Origin of the sequence: Pseudomonas paeninsulae (assembly GCF_035621475.1) — a bacterium.
GTDB classification, from domain to species: domain Bacteria; phylum Pseudomonadota; class Gammaproteobacteria; order Pseudomonadales; family Pseudomonadaceae; genus Aquipseudomonas; species Aquipseudomonas paeninsulae.
The window spans coordinates 1,158,317-1,174,193 of record NZ_CP141799.1 but is presented as its reverse complement, the minus strand read 5'-3'; the positions used below and the strand labels follow the sequence as shown (position 1 = coordinate 1,174,193).

Annotated in this window: 9 protein-coding genes and 2 pseudogenes; 4 read left to right on the top strand and 7 right to left on the bottom strand. The window is 65.1% G+C overall.

What is annotated here, in order from left to right:
• Positions 1-76 precede the first annotated feature (76 nt).
• The 3 genes from VCJ09_RS05355 to VCJ09_RS05345 all read right to left on the bottom strand — a co-directional run bounded on the left by VCJ09_RS05355 (position 77) and on the right by VCJ09_RS05345 (position 3,269).
• Positions 77-1,063 carry an alpha-ketoacid dehydrogenase subunit beta gene (locus tag VCJ09_RS05355; RefSeq protein WP_324733435.1) on the bottom strand — a complete coding sequence of 329 codons (987 nt, stop codon included), beginning with the start codon at positions 1,061-1,063 and terminating at the stop codon, positions 77-79.
• A complete protein-coding gene (gene pdhA, locus VCJ09_RS05350) occupies positions 1,056-2,150 on the bottom strand; it encodes a pyruvate dehydrogenase (acetyl-transferring) E1 component subunit alpha (RefSeq protein WP_324733434.1) in 1,095 nt (364 codons plus the stop codon). Before pdhA ends, VCJ09_RS05355 begins: the two co-directional genes overlap by 8 nt.
• Positions 2,151-2,249: 99 nt before the next feature.
• Entirely contained in the window at positions 2,250-3,269 is a 1,020-nt protein-coding gene (locus tag VCJ09_RS05345; protein WP_079200911.1) for a Leu/Phe/Val dehydrogenase, read from the bottom strand.
• A gap of 179 nt (positions 3,270-3,448) precedes the next feature.
• Between VCJ09_RS05345 and VCJ09_RS05340 the strand changes: the two genes are divergently transcribed.
• Positions 3,449-4,249 carry a SirB1 family protein gene (locus tag VCJ09_RS05340; RefSeq protein ID WP_324733433.1) on the top strand — a complete coding sequence of 267 codons (801 nt, stop codon included), beginning with the start codon at positions 3,449-3,451 and terminating at the stop codon, positions 4,247-4,249.
• A gap of 313 nt (positions 4,250-4,562) precedes the next feature.
• Here the strand turns inward: VCJ09_RS05340 and VCJ09_RS24710 are convergent.
• The 4 genes and pseudogenes from VCJ09_RS24710 to VCJ09_RS05325 all read right to left on the bottom strand — a co-directional run.
• Positions 4,563-4,751: pseudogene (locus VCJ09_RS24710) on the bottom strand (response regulator transcription factor); the annotation flags it as partial.
• 198 nt (positions 4,752-4,949) lie between these two features.
• Positions 4,950-6,734: pseudogene (locus VCJ09_RS05335) on the bottom strand (hypothetical protein); the annotation flags it as partial.
• A gap of 510 nt (positions 6,735-7,244) precedes the next feature.
• Positions 7,245-8,615, bottom strand: coding sequence for a DUF1329 domain-containing protein (locus VCJ09_RS05330; RefSeq protein WP_324733431.1), 1,371 nt, complete (start codon positions 8,613-8,615; stop codon positions 7,245-7,247).
• Between the two features lie 28 nt (positions 8,616-8,643).
• Positions 8,644-10,413 carry a DUF1302 domain-containing protein gene (locus VCJ09_RS05325; RefSeq protein ID WP_324733430.1) on the bottom strand — a complete coding sequence of 590 codons (1,770 nt, stop codon included), beginning with the start codon at positions 10,411-10,413 and terminating at the stop codon, positions 8,644-8,646.
• Between the two features lie 262 nt (positions 10,414-10,675).
• Here VCJ09_RS05325 and VCJ09_RS05320 point away from each other — a divergent pair, with 262 nt between their 5' ends.
• The 3 genes from VCJ09_RS05320 to gcvP all read left to right on the top strand — a co-directional run bounded on the left by VCJ09_RS05320 (position 10,676) and on the right by gcvP (position 15,793).
• Positions 10,676-12,082 (top strand): NAD(P)/FAD-dependent oxidoreductase, encoded by a 1,407-nt coding sequence (locus VCJ09_RS05320; protein WP_324733429.1) that lies wholly within the window; start codon positions 10,676-10,678, stop codon positions 12,080-12,082.
• Between the two features lie 455 nt (positions 12,083-12,537).
• Positions 12,538-12,921 (top strand): glycine cleavage system protein GcvH, encoded by a 384-nt coding sequence (gene gcvH / locus VCJ09_RS05315; protein WP_079200905.1) that lies wholly within the window; start codon positions 12,538-12,540, stop codon positions 12,919-12,921.
• Between the two features lie 10 nt (positions 12,922-12,931).
• Positions 12,932-15,793 carry an aminomethyl-transferring glycine dehydrogenase gene (gene gcvP / locus VCJ09_RS05310; RefSeq protein ID WP_324733428.1) on the top strand — a complete coding sequence of 954 codons (2,862 nt, stop codon included), beginning with the start codon at positions 12,932-12,934 and terminating at the stop codon, positions 15,791-15,793.
• Positions 15,794-15,877 lie beyond the last annotated feature (84 nt).

The following is a 15,877-nucleotide window of genomic DNA, read 5'->3' as shown; positions in this document are numbered from 1 at the left end:
GCGTCTCCTTGGTCGGTAGGGCGGGTGCAACCCGCCACCCTCTCAGGGCGGGTTGCACCCGCCCGACGAAAAAGGTTCAGGCGTAATCCAGCACCGCATCGCAGGCGGCGAGGATGTCGGCGACGCCAGGTATATACAGTTGCTCCAGGCGGTACAGCGGCGGCGGGATATCCGGCGCGGTAACCCGCTGGATCGGCGCCTGCAAATCCAGCCAGGCGCGCTCGTACAGGCTGGCGGCAATCTCCGCGCCGACCGCGCAACTCTTCGGCGCCTCGTGCACGATCACACAACGGCCAGTCTTGCGCACCGAGGCTTCGAGGGTATCCAGATCCAGCGGTTTGACGCAGGCGACGTCGATCACCTCGGCGGACACCCCGCGCTCCTGCAGTTGGGACGCGGCTTGCAGGGTCTCGTGGACACTGGCGCCCCAACTGATCAGGGTCAGGTCGCTGCCTTCGCGCAAGGTGAAACAGCTGTCCAGCGGCAGCCGTTTGCCGTCGTCATGCAGCACCTGCGGGTTCATCCGGTACAGCCGGGTGGGTTCGAGGAAGATCACCGGATCGGGATCGTCGATGGCCGCCAGCAGCAGGCCATAGGCGCGCGCCGGCGAGGACGGGATGACCACGCGCAGGCCGGGAATATGGGCGAACAACGCCTCGGTGCTTTCACTGTGGTGTTCCGGCGCGCGGATACCGGCGCCCATCGGTGTGCGCAACACCATGGGGCAGCTCAAACGGCCGCGGGTGCGATTGCGCAGGCGACTGGCATGCGACACCAACTGGTCCAGCGCCGGGTAGATGAAGCCCATGAACTGGATTTCCAGCACCGGTTTCAATCCTTGCGCGGCCATGCCGACTGCCAGTCCGGCGATCATGGTCTCGGCCAGTGGCGTGTCGATCACCCGCTTGAAGCCGAAGGTGTCGCGCAGACCGGCGGTGGCGCGGAACACGCCGCCGTTGACGCCGACATCCTCGCCCAGCACCACCACATTCAGGTCCTCGTACATGGCCCGGTGCAGGGCCAGGTTGACCGCCTCCAGCAGGGTCAGCTTGACCTCACTCATGATTGGCCTCCTCACGCCGGGCGACGCGTTCCAGCAGCATGTCGCGCTGCTCGGCCAGGGCCGCCGGCCACTGCGCGTAGACGTAGTCGAACAGCGCGTCGGGCGGCTGCTTGCCGGCCTGTTCGAAGGCGTCCACCGCCTGCTGCACCAAGCCCTGACACTCGCCGATCAGCGCCTGCTCACGGCTTTCGTCCCACACGCCCTGGGCGGCGAGAAAGGCCTGCAAACGCTTGACTGGCTCTTCCTGCCAGGCCTGCTTGACCTCCTCGGCACTGCGGTAGCGAGTGGCATCGTCGGCGGTGGTGTGGTCGCCGAGGCGGTAGCTGAGGCACTCCAGCAACACCGGCCCCTTGCCGTGCCGGGCACGCTCCAGGGCGATTTGCATGCGCTCATAAACGGCAATAATGTCGTTGCCGTCGACCTGCTCGCCAACAAAGCCGGCACCTATGGCCTTCTGCGCCAGGGTCGGCGCGCCGCACTGGATGCGCCGCGGTACCGAGATCGCCCACTGATTATTGTTGACCACGAAGACCACCGGCAATTGCCAGGCTCCGGCGACGTTGAGCGCTTCGAGAAAGTCGCCCTTGCTGGTGGCGCCATCGCCGCAGGTGGTGACAGCGACCCGGTGCTCACCGCGAATTTTCATGGCCGTGGCCACGCCGCAGGCATGCAGGGCCTGGGTGGCGATCGGCACGCAGAGCGGGAAGTCCTGCGCCACCGCCGGGTCGACATAGGCGCTGCCACGCTCGTCGCCGCCCCAGTAGAGGAGGATTTCCTCCATCTTCACCCCACGCATCACCTGCACCGCGGTGTCGCGGTAATAGGGCACCAGCACGTCCTCCGGCTTCATCAAGGCACCGATGGCTACGCCTATGGCCTCCTGGCCGATGGTCGGCGCGTAGGTGCCGATGCGCCCGGTGCGCTGCAGGGCCACGGCCTTCTGGTCGAACAGCCGGGTCAGGACCATCTGCCGGTACAGGCGAATCAGCAAGTCGAAGTCGTCGGCCCACGCCGGCAAGGCACCGAGCAGGCGACCCTGCGGATCGAGGTAGCGGGTATAGGGTATGTCGGGGTTGAGCGGAATCATGGACGTTTCCTCGGCACCTTGTGAGTGTGCTTACAACGGCCGACGCTTGTGGCATCGGCTAAGGCTGGTCGGCGGCCAGGAGCAACAAGAAAAGCAGGGTCAGCCGTACAGCAAACGCTCGGCCAGGGCGTCGGCAACCCGCGCGGGTGAGCGCTTGTCGGCCTGGGCGTGGGCGTAGATCTCGGTCAGGCGCAGGCTGATCTGGCGCAAGTGCGTGGTGATCGCCGCCGGGCTCTCGCCACGGTGCCTGAGGGCGACGTAGATCAGCCCGCCGGCATTGATCACGTAATCCGGCGCATAGAGAATTCCACGCGCTTGCAGGATGTCGCCAATGTCGGCGCTGGCCAGTTGATTGTTAGCCGCACCGGCCACTGCCGAGCAACGCAACTGACCCGCTGTTTCGGCATTCAGCACGCCACCGAGGCCGCAGGGCGCGAGGATGTCGCAGGGCGTGGCGAGCAAGGCGTCGCTGGCCACCGGGTGCGCACCGAGTTGCTCCACCGCCAGTTGCACGCGGCCGCCATCCAGGTCGCTGACCAGCAACTCGACACCGGCCGCGTGCAGCTGCTCGGCCAGTGCATAGCCAACATGGCCAAGCCCCTGAACGGCCACTCGCAGGCCCTCCAAGTCGTCGCTACCCAGGCGCGCCAGCGCCGTGGCACGAATCCCGGCGAATAAGCCCATGGCGGTGTGCGGCGAAGGATCGCCCTCGCTGGTGGTGCTGGTGACGTGCTGGGTGTGCTGGGCGATGCAGTCCATGTCGGCGCTGGAGGTGCCGCTGTCCATCGCGGTGATGTAGCGGCCATTGAGCGTCTCGATAAAACGCCCGAACGCCTCGAACAGGGCGCCACGGTTGTCGACATGCGCCGGGCGGATGATCACCGCCTTGCCACCACCCTGGTCGAGGCCGGCCAGCGCGGCCTTGTAGCTCATGCCCTGGGCCAGGCGCAGCGCATCGCGAATTGCGCTCTGCTCGTCGGGATAAGCCAGGTAGCGGCAGCCGCCCAGAGCAGGACCCAGACGCGTGTTGTGGATGGCGATAATCGCCTTGAGGCCCGTGACCGGATCCTGAGTGAGGTGCAAGGCCTCAAGTCGGGCGGCTTCCATCATGGCGAACATGCTGTGGCTCCCTTACTTCTGGTTACAGCCAGTATAGGTGCAGACCCCGAAAACGCCCGGACAGGCCGGTATAACCACAGGCGTGAGTAAAGCCAGGCCGTATAAGCAGCAAACCCGGGCACAACACTGGACGCCGCCCCACCAAGGCGGTTACAACCGAGTCTTGCGCAGAGGTGATCATGAGCCCACGTCAGACCTGTCTTGCCTGCCTTGAGCGAGCGCCGCCCGCGCTTTTCGAGGCGGCGCTATGGATTGCTGCCGAACACGACCCGACCCTGCAACCGGCCGAGGTGCTGCGTGAGCTCAGCACGCTGCAGCAGCAAGTCAGCCTCGGTTTGCCCGCCTTGCCGCCCCAGGAACTGGCACAACCGCTGCTGCGGCGCCTGAGCGAACTGGATTTTCGCGAAGACGACAGCCCGCCACGTCCGCAAGTCGCCTTGCTGCATAAGGTTGTCCAGCGCCGCCGTGGCCAGCCACTGTCGCTGGCATTGATCGCCCTGGAACTGGCGCGGCGCCTGGATATCCCCTTGCAAGGGGTGAACTTCCCCGGGCATTTCCTGTTGCGGGTAGCGGGGGCCGACCACCTGCTCGACCCCTGCGGCGGGCGGCGTCTGTACACCCGTGACTGCCGCGAACTGCTGAGCCGCTACCAGGGCGCCCAGGCCGAGCTCAGCGCCAGCTACATGCGCGCCTGCGATGGCCGCAGCATGTTGCAACGGCTATCGCGCAACCTGTATCACCTGCACTTGCGGGAAGAGGACTACCTCGCGGCATTGAAAGATGCCGAACGCGTGTTGCTACTGGGCACACCTACGGTTGCCGACCACCTGGCCCGTGCCGAGCTGTATCAGCGCCTGGAGTGCCCCCAGGCCGAGCGCTTCGATGTGCAGCACGCCCTGCTGCTCTGTGACGACCCGGCGCAACGCATGCTGCTCGACGAGCGTCTGCGCCAGCTCGCCACGCCGCCGGCGCTGCATTGATGCGCCCTTATGGTTGTGGCGACCCAGCACAATCTGTTCTGCCGAGCCATGTCGGTTGAACGCCACTACTTGTTGTAACCACTAACAGGGATTTCCCATTTACGTAGGACGGCCCAGGCGGCGTTCCGTTCGGCGCGCAGCGGCAGCTTGCCAGAATTTGCGCCGCGCCGATCAACCACGGTGCACTGCCTGCGGGTAGGCCGGCCTCGGAGCGCAGCGACAGCCCGCCAGCTTTTGCGCCGCGCCAATCAACCACGGCGTACTGCCTGCGGCGATTAGCGCCCGACGCTGTGACGGCGTGATATTCCCCTGCTTACAACAGCCCCAACGTCTTGGCCTGCGCCACTGCCTGGGTGCGCCGGGCGACGCCGAGTTTGCCGTTGATCCGCCGCGCATGGGTCTTCACCGTATGCAGGGAAATAAACAGCTGTTCGGCGACTTCCTGATTGGACAGGCCTTGGGCGATCAGCTGTAGCACGGTCAGCTCGCGGCAGCTGAGGCAGGCATCTGCCGCCGGCACCTCGTCGGTTGCCGCCAGGGGTAGCTCGTCGGCGGCGAACCATACGCCCTGGTAGTTCAGACGCTGACGCATGCTGTGCGCGGTCTGACGGGCCTGGTTCGCCGCCGGCATATCGGCGCAGGCACTGCAGGCCTCGGCATAACTTGCCCAGAGTTCACTGGCGAACGCCTGGCGATCCTCTCCCACGGCCTGGTCGAGCAACTGCTGCAGCGCCTCGCGGACATCGGCGCCACGCGCCAGATCGAGGCACAGCAATAGATGTTCCAGGCGCAGGAACAGCTCGGGGAAATTTGGCGGCGGCACGCTGCTCTCTAGTCGGTGACCGAGCACTCGGGTCAAGGCTTCGCGAGCACGCTCGTGGTGCCCCTGATAGATCCACAGGCGACTGCTGGCCAACAACAGCACGCCGCGATACAGGCCGTCGCTAACCCGATGGCGTTGCATCCAGCGCTCGGCTTCGCCCAGGTGGGTGAAAGCGGCGGGAATATCACGCCGGCAGGTAGCCAGTTCGGCCAGGCCCAGATAGCCATGAAAGGCCCCCGGGTCGTCCTCGGCCAGCGCGCCCTCGAGTCCGAACTGTAAGTGGCTCTCGGCTTGCCCGATGCAACCCTGGCGCAACGCCAGGCGTCCCAGACGTAGCAAAATCCGACCGCGCACCGGAGTCCGGGGCAGCGACTGCGCGTCCATCTGCTCGAGTACCCGCTGCAACAGCGCCTCGGCGCGGGCGAATTCGCCGCGCGCCTCCAGCAGCAGCGCATGGTCAAGTTCCAGCAATGCCTCGAATACGGCACTACCGCAAAGCCGCGCCTGCTTTAGCACCTCGTAGCTGAGGTGTTGCGCTTGTTCCAAGTGACCTTCGCCAATGGCGATCTGGGTCAGCACCGAACGGCACAGCAGGGCCTGGGCCCAGGCGGCATCCGGTAATGCCGGCAGCGCCTCAAGCAAATGCGCGCGCGCCTCTGTCCCATTCCCACGACCGTAGGCGGCAATCCCGCGGATCGCTTGCCACTGGGCAAACAGCTCAGTCAGGCGTTCGGCATCGCCTCGCGGCTGAAAGCGCGCCAGCTGATCGACGCAGACCTGCGCCTCCTCCGGGCGCCCGACCAGCAACAATGCCCAGGCGTTGAGCAAAATCAGGCGTGGCGTGCTGGCCAACAGACTCTCGGGCAGCTCGTTGCGCCAATGCAGAATCAAAGCCAGGTCCTGGCCCTGGAGCAACTGTTCTTCAGTGAAGCGTTCGAGAAAACTGGCCGCGACTTCCGGCTGGCCGCCCTTGAGCGCATGCTCCACCGCCGCGCGCACTTCGCCGTGGGCGGCGAACCACTGGCTGGCATGCAGGTGCAGGCTGGTGCAGGGTGCGGCCTTGGTCCGCTGCTGCAGCAGCTGGGCCAGCGGCGGGAAGACTTCAAGCCAGTCCGCCGCACCCTCCACTTCATTGATGAATAGGCCGCGGGCGCGCAACGCCTGCAACCAGGCCGCCCCCTCCCCCACGCCGAGCAAGTGTTCGCAGAGTGCCTCGTTGAAACGCGGAATCTGCGCCAACTGGCAGAGTGCGTGGCCCAGTTCAGCAGGCAGGCCCTGCAGCACCTCATGCTCGATATAATCGCGCAGCAACGCGTTATGTTCCTCACACAACAGTGGCCCCGCTCCCTCGCGCTCGCCCTGGGCAGCCAGCAGACGCAGGGCCGCCGGCCAGCCACGGGTCAGGCCAAACAGGCTGTCCGCGCGGCTGGAGCGCAGCGTATCCACATCCTGCAACCAGGCGCCAACCTCGCCCGGAGTGAAGGCCAGGTCTGCGCCGCCCAGTTCGAACAACTCGCCCTCCAGCAACAGGCGCGGGAAGTTGCATAGCGGCCGCCGCCGACTGCCAAGCCACCAGCAGAGGTTGGCCGGCGAAGCGCAGAGCAGACGATCAAGACAGGCATCGAGTTCGCCATCGGGCTCGCGCGGATAGTCGTTGAGCATGATCCACAGCGCGCGTTCCTCCTGCTGCAGCGCCGCCAACAGATCCACTTCACTCAAGCTCGACGGATAGCCCAGGGTGACCGCCAGTAGCCGGCAGAACTGCGCTGGCGAGGCTAGCTGCCCTGCGCAGTTGAGCCACAGCGGCGAGTATTCGGGCGGGCATTCGCGGGCGCAGTCGGCGAGCAGCACCGACTTGCCGAACCCTGCCGGGGCGACCAGCAAACGCAAGCGACAGTCCTGGGCGAGCAAACGGCGCTGTAGCTGCTCACGCTGAACATGCCCTGGCGGTTGGCGCGGTAACAGGCCCTTGGCGCAGGATGGCAATGCGATGGGCGGAGATGGCGCGTAGGCGGTCATGACGGCTCTTATTGATTTTGTATGGGAGCAGTCCTATCGAGGCTAGACCTGAGTGCAGGTATGCAATAGCAACATCAGCATTGCTGATAGCCAACAATAAAAAGGGCGGCCCGAAGGCCGCCCAATTATGCAGGAGCGATGACTCTGCCGGCCTTACCGCACGCCGGAGCTGCGCAGGGCTGCCGGGGTGTAGTCGGCGGCACTGGCCTCAAAACCGAACACGTAGGAAGACTTCTCCTCGTTCTTCATGCCCAGGGCCAGGTAGCGCCCAGCGACGACGTCGTACAGCGCCTCCAGGGTGTAAGCCGTCATCTTGTGGTTGTAGTAGCTCTGGGTATGCCCCTCGGCAATACGCCACAACTGGCCGCGGCCGTCGTAGTGGTCGACCAGGGCCAACTGCCAGCTGTCCTCGTCGAAGTACATATGGCGTTTGGCGTAGATATGCCGCTCGCCCGATTTCAGCGTGGCTTCCACTTCCCAGACCCGGTGCAGCTCGTAACGGGTCAGGTCCTGGTTGATATGCCCGGCCTTGATCACGTCGTCGTACTTCAGGCCGGGCGAATCCAGCTTGTAGCTGTTGTAGGGGATGTACATCTCCTTCTTGCCCACAAGCTTCCAGTCGTAACGATCCGGCGCCCCGGAGAACAGGTCGAAGTTGTCCGCGGTGCGCATGCCATCGGAGGCGGTACCCGGACCGTCGTAGGCCACCTGCGGGGCGCGGCGCACGCGGCGCTGGCCGGCGTTGTAAATCCACGCCAGGCGCGGTTCCTTGACCTGATCGATGGTCTCATGCACCAGCAGCACGTTACCGGCCAGGCGCGAAGGTGCGGTCACCCGCTGCTTGAAGTAGAGCAGGATATTGCTCGCCTTGACCGGGTCGACATCGGGCATGTCGGCGGGGAAGGCAATTTCGTCCTCGAACTTGACCAGGCTGTAGGAGCCATTGGTTTGTGGCGTGGCCTGGGTGATGTAGCGGCGGACGTTGCCGCCGCGGTAACGGGTGATGTGGTTCCACACCACCTCGACCCCGTTCTTCGGGATCGGGAAGGCGTAGTAGCGGCTGTCACTGAAGTTCTGCAGACCGTTACCGCCGTCCACTGTAACGGTGTTGAGGGCGCTCTGCTTCGCCGCGGCATAGATCTCATCGGGCAGCGCAACACTGCGGTGGGTCGGATAGACCGGGATCTTGTAGGAGTCGGCATAGCGCTTGAGCATCGCCATTTGCCCGGGGGACAGCTTGTCCTTGTACTGCTCGGCATTGGCGGCGGTGATGGTGAACAACGGCTGCTCGCTGGCGAACGGGTCAGCGAGGAAGCCCTTGCCGTCGACCGCGCCAGCGTTGGCTGGCAGGCCACCCGTCCAGGCCGGGATGCTGCCATCGGCGTTGCCGGCCATTTCCGCGCCAAGCGGCGTCAGACTGCTGCCCAACTGGGCGGCCTCCTGCTCGGAGACCGCCGCCATCACGCTGCTGGCCAGCAAGGTCAGGGCCAGCGCTCCGGTTTGCAGGATTCTTGTAGTTTTCATCATGTACGGATCCTTTGCGCGTCGTTGATCAGAAGTTCATACCGAAACTCAGGGCCACGAAGTCACGGTCGGTGGTCGTGTTGTAGTCGCCACCGAAGAAATCGGTGTAGCTGAGGCTGGCGTTGTAAGTGTTCTGGTAGTCGGCACTCAGACCGAGGCTGACGGCCTTGCTGCCTTCGTTGAAGTTCGGGCCGTAACCATCGACGTCATGCGACCAGGAGACACTCGGGGTCAGGTTGATCCCGGCCACCACGTTGCTGTAATCGGCACTGGCGCGCAGGCGGTAGCCCCAGGAGCTACTGGTGTAAAACCCATCGCCCTGGCACTCATCGGGATTGGCCGAGTTGAACGCGGCGCACACACCCGGCGCGCTGAACTCGCCCGCGCCGAAGATCGGGTCACGACCGAAGCGCAGTTCGCCGACATCGTCGCTGATGCCGCTGATGTGGTTATAAGCGACCTCTCCGATCACGGTCAGGCGGCTGGCGCCGAGTACCCGGTCGAAGAACTGCAATGCGGTGATCTGCGCCTGGGTGAACGGCTTGCGCTCGTAGCCGTGGATATCACCAGCAGAAACGTTCTGCGAATTGCCGCTGGTAAATACTGGCGAAACAGGCAAACCGAGCGCAGCGAAGGACAGATCGGTGGAGTTGATCTGCATCGGCATATTCGGCCGGTAGCTGAGTTCACCGGACAATGCGGTGCCGCCGACATTGGTCTGGAAGCTCATGCCGTAGAGACGGATGTCTTCCGGGTACTCGATGAAGTAGCGGGCGTTCGACGAACCAGGGATGAAGGCCGGCGACGGGGTGGTGGTGCGGATGGTACTGAATACCGGGCCGCGGCTATGGTAGTTCAGGGCGTAGAGGCCGAACTCGGTGTTGTTCAGCTGCTCGGCGAACCAGCGCAAGGCCAGGCCGTACTGACCGCTGTCACGCGCATCGCGGTCGCCGGCGCGCGGAATGTAGACGTTTTCGCCTGGCGCAAAGCTGTTGTTCGACTCGCCCGGCGGCAGATCCGGGCCGAACACCACCAGGCGATCATCGCAACCATCGGCGATCACATCGGCGGTGGAGAAGAAGGTGCCGCAGTTGTCTGCGACGGTCTGGTCCCACTCCAGCTGGTAGAAGGCCTCCATGCTGAGGCTGTCAGTCAGGCTCTGCGACAGGTAGAGCATGTTGACCGGGATCAAACCTTCCTTGATCTCCGCGCCGGGACGACGGAAAGCGGCCGCATCAACCGGGTTGATCGAGTTGATCGAGTTCTGCACAAAGGTGCTCTCGCCCCAGCTGACCACCTGCTTACCGACCCGCACACTGCCCGGCAGATCGCCGATGCTGTAGTTGTGGTAGATGAACGCATCGAGAATCTGCGCGCCGGAAGACTGCGCCGCCTCCTTGCGATTGTGGTCCTGGATGTCATAGAACTGCCGGCTTTCGTCCTTGGTCTCGAAGTCGTACCAATACTTGCCACGGATAAACACCCCGGTGTCGCCGTACGTCACCTGGAGGTCATGAATACCCTTGAAGATCTTCGAAAAGGTTTCGCCTTTCTTGAAATTCAAGCGCCCGTCGTCAGAGGTCCGCGAGGAGGCCTTGCCGCCACTGGCGACCGAGACGAACTCCGGATCGGCAGCGCGCACACCCCAGCTGGCACCGACCGACAGCGCGGAATCGAACTGCGCTTCGAGTTCGCCGACATTGAACGTGATCGCCTGGACCGGCGCGACACAGCCCAGAGCGACGGCAACTGCCAGTGCGCACGGCTGGAAGATTGCATGCCTTGTTTTTGTTGTCATGCGGCTCTCCTGGAAAGCATGGTTTCGTGTTGAGCCCCCAAGCTACCCAGCACCACCCGTGCGGATAAGCGCCCGAAAGAGGGATTTAGCCTGTCAACCGAAAGAGTGAATGCCGCTCTACTACGCAGCATGCCCGCCGCCCCATGAGCCGGCTCGATGAGCTGCCATAGCGCCGGTGAATGGCGCCCGCAACGGACGCGCCGGGACAAGACGCCTTGCGTCGGCTAGGCTGGCGGCGCATGTACACCCGAGGATAGACATGATGTCGCCACACCCGCCCATCAGCCTGTGGATGGATCAACTCGACCAGCCCCTGACGCCGCGCCCGGCGCTGCAGGGCCGCCTGGAGGTCGATGTGGCGATCATCGGCGCCGGTTACACCGGCTTGTGGACCGCCTACTACCTCAAACGCCAGGCGCCCGAACTGCGCATCGCCGTAGTCGAAGCCGAGTACGCCGGCTTTGGCGCCTCCGGGCGCAACGGCGGCTGGCTGATGGGCAACCTGCTCGGCGAGGACCGCCTGCTCGCCGGTTTGCCCGCCGAACAGCGGCGTGATGCCTTCGACCTGCTGCACGGTATTCCCGACGCAGTCGCCGAAGTGCTGCAACGCGAAGGCATCGCCTGTGACTACCGCAAGGGCGGTGTGCTCTATTGCGCGGCGCGTTACCCGGAGCAGGAGCCTCGCCTGCGTTCCTGGCTCGACTCGCTGTACGACGAAGGCCTCAGCGCAGCCGACTACCGCTGGCTGACGCCGGGCGAACTGAACCAACAGCTGCGCATCAACGGCCCGCTCGGCGCCATCCACAGCCCGCACTGCGCGACCATCCAGCCGGCCAGACTGGTGCGCGGCCTGGCCCAGGCGGTCGAACGCCTCGGCGTGCAGCTGTTCGAGCAAAGCCGCGTGACGCATTGGCAGCCGGGCCTGCTGCGCACCGCCCAGGGCGAACTGCACGCCGACTGGGTGGTGCCGGCGCTGGAAGGTTATGCCGCCGAATTGCCGCTGCTACGGCGCTATCAGCTGCCGGTGCAAAGCCTGTTATTGGCCACAGAACCGCTGACGGTCAGCCAGTGGGACGAGATCGGCCTCGATCGCGGCCAGGCCTTCAGCGAATTCAGCCGCCAGGTCACCTACGGCCAGCGCAGCGCCGACGACCGCCTGGTGTTCGGTGCCCGTGGCGGCTACCGCTTCGCCGGCAAGCTGCGCCAGGACTTCAACCTGAATGCCGAGGAAATCGGCCTGCGCCGCTACCTGTTCGGCGAGCTGTTCCCGCAGTTGCGCAACGTCGCGATCAGCCATGGCTGGGGCGGCAACCTCGGCATGGCGCGGCGCTTCCAGCCGCACATGCTGCTCGACCGCACCAACCGCATCGCCCTCTCCGGCGGCTACGGCGGTGAAGGTGTCGGCGCCAGCAACCTTGGCGGGCGCACCCTGGCCGACCTGATTCTCGGCCGTAGCAGCCAGTTGACCAGGCAACCCTGGGTGCTCGGCGAACGCCCCCTGTCAGCCCTCAAAGCCTGGGAGCCGGAACCCTGCCGCTGGCTCGGCTACACCGCCATCATGCACAGCTTCGCCGCCGAAGACCGGGTGCTCGCCAACCCGCACAGCCCTGCCTGGCGCCGCGCCCTGGCCGCCAGGCTGGCGGACCTGCTGGAAGGACTGATGCGCTGAGCGACCGCTGCTGTCCATGGCCGGCCAGGTCGAGGGGCGAGCGGCGATCCGGGCTGCAGCCCACCCACCACCAATAGACGCTGGTGCTGGGCTGAAGCGAACCGCCGCCCGGCCCACCCGACTGCCTGCCTGCCTGCCTGCCGCGAGCCATCCGTAGCTAAATCAATACAGCGTAACGAAAGCAACACACGTACGACATGAACCTGCCAACCCGCGACATCAAAGGCCTTGCCAGGGCGTTTTTGCACCCACCCGCCTCATCCGTATCGAATTCGCTACACAGGCATTTCTCCCAACCGCCGCCTATAAATCATAAGTTATTGATTTAATTCATAAAAATTACAGTGGCATCGCACTTGCTAAGGTCTCTACCCAAAGCGCTCGCTGCCTGGCACGAGCACCTTGATCATCGCCCAAACAAGAATCGGGCGAGTCTGACTACTTGAGGAATCCACATGAGCGAGTTGCGTTTTACTGTCGATCACGAATGGCTGCGTCAGGACGCCGATGGCCTGGTTACCGTTGGCATCACCGCTTATGCCCAAGAAGCACTGGGTGACGTGGTGTTCGTGCAGCTGCCGGACGCGCAGTCCTATGCCGAAGGCGCCGAAGTCGCCGTGCTGGAGTCGGTCAAAGCCGCCAGCACCATCGCCATGCCCCTTGCAGGCGAAATCGTCGAAGTGAACGCCGAGCTGGAAGCCAGCCCGGAGCTGGTCAACGAAGACTCGCAGGGCCAGGGCTGGTTCTTCCGCTTCCGTCCGGACAACGCCGGCGCCGTTGCCGAGTTGCTCGACCAGGCCGGCTACGACCGCCTGCTCAAAGCCAATGACGACGCCTGAGGTAGCTGGCATGACTGACGCAATCGACCTAAGTACCGCCAACGAATTCATCGCTCGCCACATCGGCCCGCGTGACGCCGACGTCGCCGCCATGCTCGATGTGCTCGGCTACGACTCGCTGGACACGCTGATCGCCAGCGTGATCCCCGAGAGCATCAAGGGCAGCAGCGTGCTCGAGCTGACCGATGGCTTGAGCGAGGCCGACGCCCTGGCCAAGATCAAGGCCATCGCGAGCCAGAACCAGCAATTCACCACATACATCGGCCAGGGCTATCACGGCACCCACACGCCGTCGCCGATCCTGCGCAACCTGCTGGAAAACCCGGCCTGGTACACCGCCTACACCCCCTACCAGCCGGAAATTTCCCAGGGCCGCCTGGAAGCGCTGCTGAACTTCCAGACCCTGATCAGCGACCTGTCCGGCCTGCCGATCGCCAACGCTTCCATGCTCGACGAAGCCACCGCCGCCGCCGAGGCCATGACCTTCTGCAAGCGCCTGTCGAAGAACAAGGCCAGCAACGCCTTCTTCGCCTCGCAGCATTGCCACCCGCAGACCCTCGACGTGCTGCGCACCCGCGCCGAACCCCTGGGCATCGAGGTAGTGGTCGGCGACGAGCGCACCATCACTGACGCCAGCGCCTACTTCGGCGCCCTGCTGCAGTACCCGGCGAGCAACGGCGACATCTTCGACTACCGCGAGCTGGTCGAGCGCTTCCACGCCGCCAAAGCCCTGGTGGCCGTGGCCGCCGATCTGCTGGCCCTGACCCTGCTCACCCCGCCGGGCGAATTCGGCGCCGACGTAGCCCTGGGCAGCGCCCAGCGTTTCGGTGTGCCGCTGGGTTTCGGTGGCCCGCACGCCGCCTACTTCGCCACCCGCGATGCCTTCAAGCGCGACATGCCGGGCCGCCTGGTCGGTGTTTCGGTCGACCGTTTCGGCAAGCCGGCCCTGCGCCTGGCTATGCAGACCCGTGAGCAGCACATCCGCCGCGAGAAGGCCACCAGCAACATCTGCACCGCCCAGGTGCTGCTGGCCAACATCGCCAGCATGTATGCCGTGTACCACGGTCCGCAGGGCCTGACCCGCATCGCCAAGCGCGTGCACCAGCTGACCGCGATCCTCGCCCAGGGCCTGACCCAGCTGGGCTACGGCGTCGAGCAGACCAGCTTCTTCGACACCCTGACCCTGGCCACCGGCAGCAAAACCGCCGCGCTGCATGCCAAGGCCCGCGCCGCCGGGATCAACCTGCGCGAGATCGACGCCGAGCGCCTCGGTCTGTCCCTCGACGAGACCACCACCCCGGCCGGCGTCGCTGCGCTCTGGGCGGTATTCGCCGACGACCAGAACCTGCCGGTCTTCGCCGAGCTGGCGTCCAGTGTCGCCGCGCGCCTGCCGCAAGGCCTGCTGCGTCAGTCGGCCATCCTCGCCCACCCGGTATTCAATCGCTATCACTCGGAAACCGAGCTGATGCGCTACCTGCGCAAGCTGGCCGACAAGGACCTGGCGCTGGATCGCAGCATGATTCCGCTGGGTTCCTGCACCATGAAGCTCAACGCCGCCAGCGAGATGATTCCGGTGACCTGGGGCGAGTTCGGCAACCTGCACCCCTTCGCCCCGGCCGAGCAGAGCCAGGGTTACACCCAGCTGACCACTGAGCTGGAGGCCATGCTCTGCGCCGCCACCGGCTACGACGGCATGTCGCTGCAGCCGAACGCCGGCTCCCAGGGCGAGTACGCCGGCCTGCTGGCGATCCGCGCCTATCACCGCAGCCGCGGCGACGAGCAGCGCGACATCTGCCTGATCCCGCAATCGGCCCACGGCACCAACCCGGCAACCGCCAGCATGGCCGGCATGCGCGTGGTGGTGACCAGCTGCGACAGCCTGGGCAACGTCGACATCGAAGACCTGCGCGCCAAGGCCATCGAGCACAAGGATCGTCTGGCCGCGCTGATGATCACCTACCCGTCCACCCACGGTGTGTTCGAGGAAGGCATCCGCGAGATCGCCCAGATCGTTCACGACAACGGCGGCCAGGTGTACATCGACGGCGCCAACATGAACGCCATGGTCGGCCTCTGCGCCCCGGGCCAGTTCGGCGGCGACGTTTCGCACCTGAACTTGCACAAGACTTTCTGCATCCCCCACGGTGGCGGCGGTCCGGGCGTCGGCCCGATCGGCGTCAAGGCGCACCTGATCCCCTTCCTGCCCGGCCACGCCAACATGGCACGCAAGGAAGGTGCGGTCAGCGCCGCACCGTTCGGCAGCGCCAGCATCCTGCCGATCACCTGGATGTACATCACCATGATGGGTGGCGAAGGCCTCAAGCGCGCCTCGCAGCTGGCGATTCTCAACGCCAACTACATCGCCCGCCGCCTGGAAGAGCACTACCCAGTGCTCTACACCGGCAGCAACAGCCTGGTGGCGCATGAGTGCATCTTGGATTTGCGTCCGCTCAAGGACATCAGCGGCATCAGCGTCGACGATGTGGCCAAGCGCCTGATCGACTTCGGCTTCCACGCCCCGACCATGTCCTTCCCGGTGGCCGGTACCCTGATGGTCGAGCCGACCGAGAGCGAAGCCAAGGAAGAGCTGGATCGTTTCTGCGACGCCATGATCGCCATCCGCGAGGAAATCCGCGCGGTGGAGCGTGGTGAGGTGACGGCCGACAGCAGCCCGCTGAAGAACGCGCCGCACACCGCGGCCGAGTTGGCCGGCGAGTGGACCCACAGCTACAGCCGCGAACAGGCGGTGTACCCGCTGGCCTCGCTGGTCGAAGCCAAATACTGGCCGCCCGTCGGCCGGGTCGACAACGTGTTCGGCGACCGCAACCTGGTCTGCGCCTGCCCGTCAATCGAAGCCTATCAGGAGGCCTAAGCAATAACGCCCTCTCTCTCGGCGAGAGAGAGGGCCAGGCGTTTTTGACCTGCGCGGTGCGCGCCCTGTGTCGGCGCTCATGGC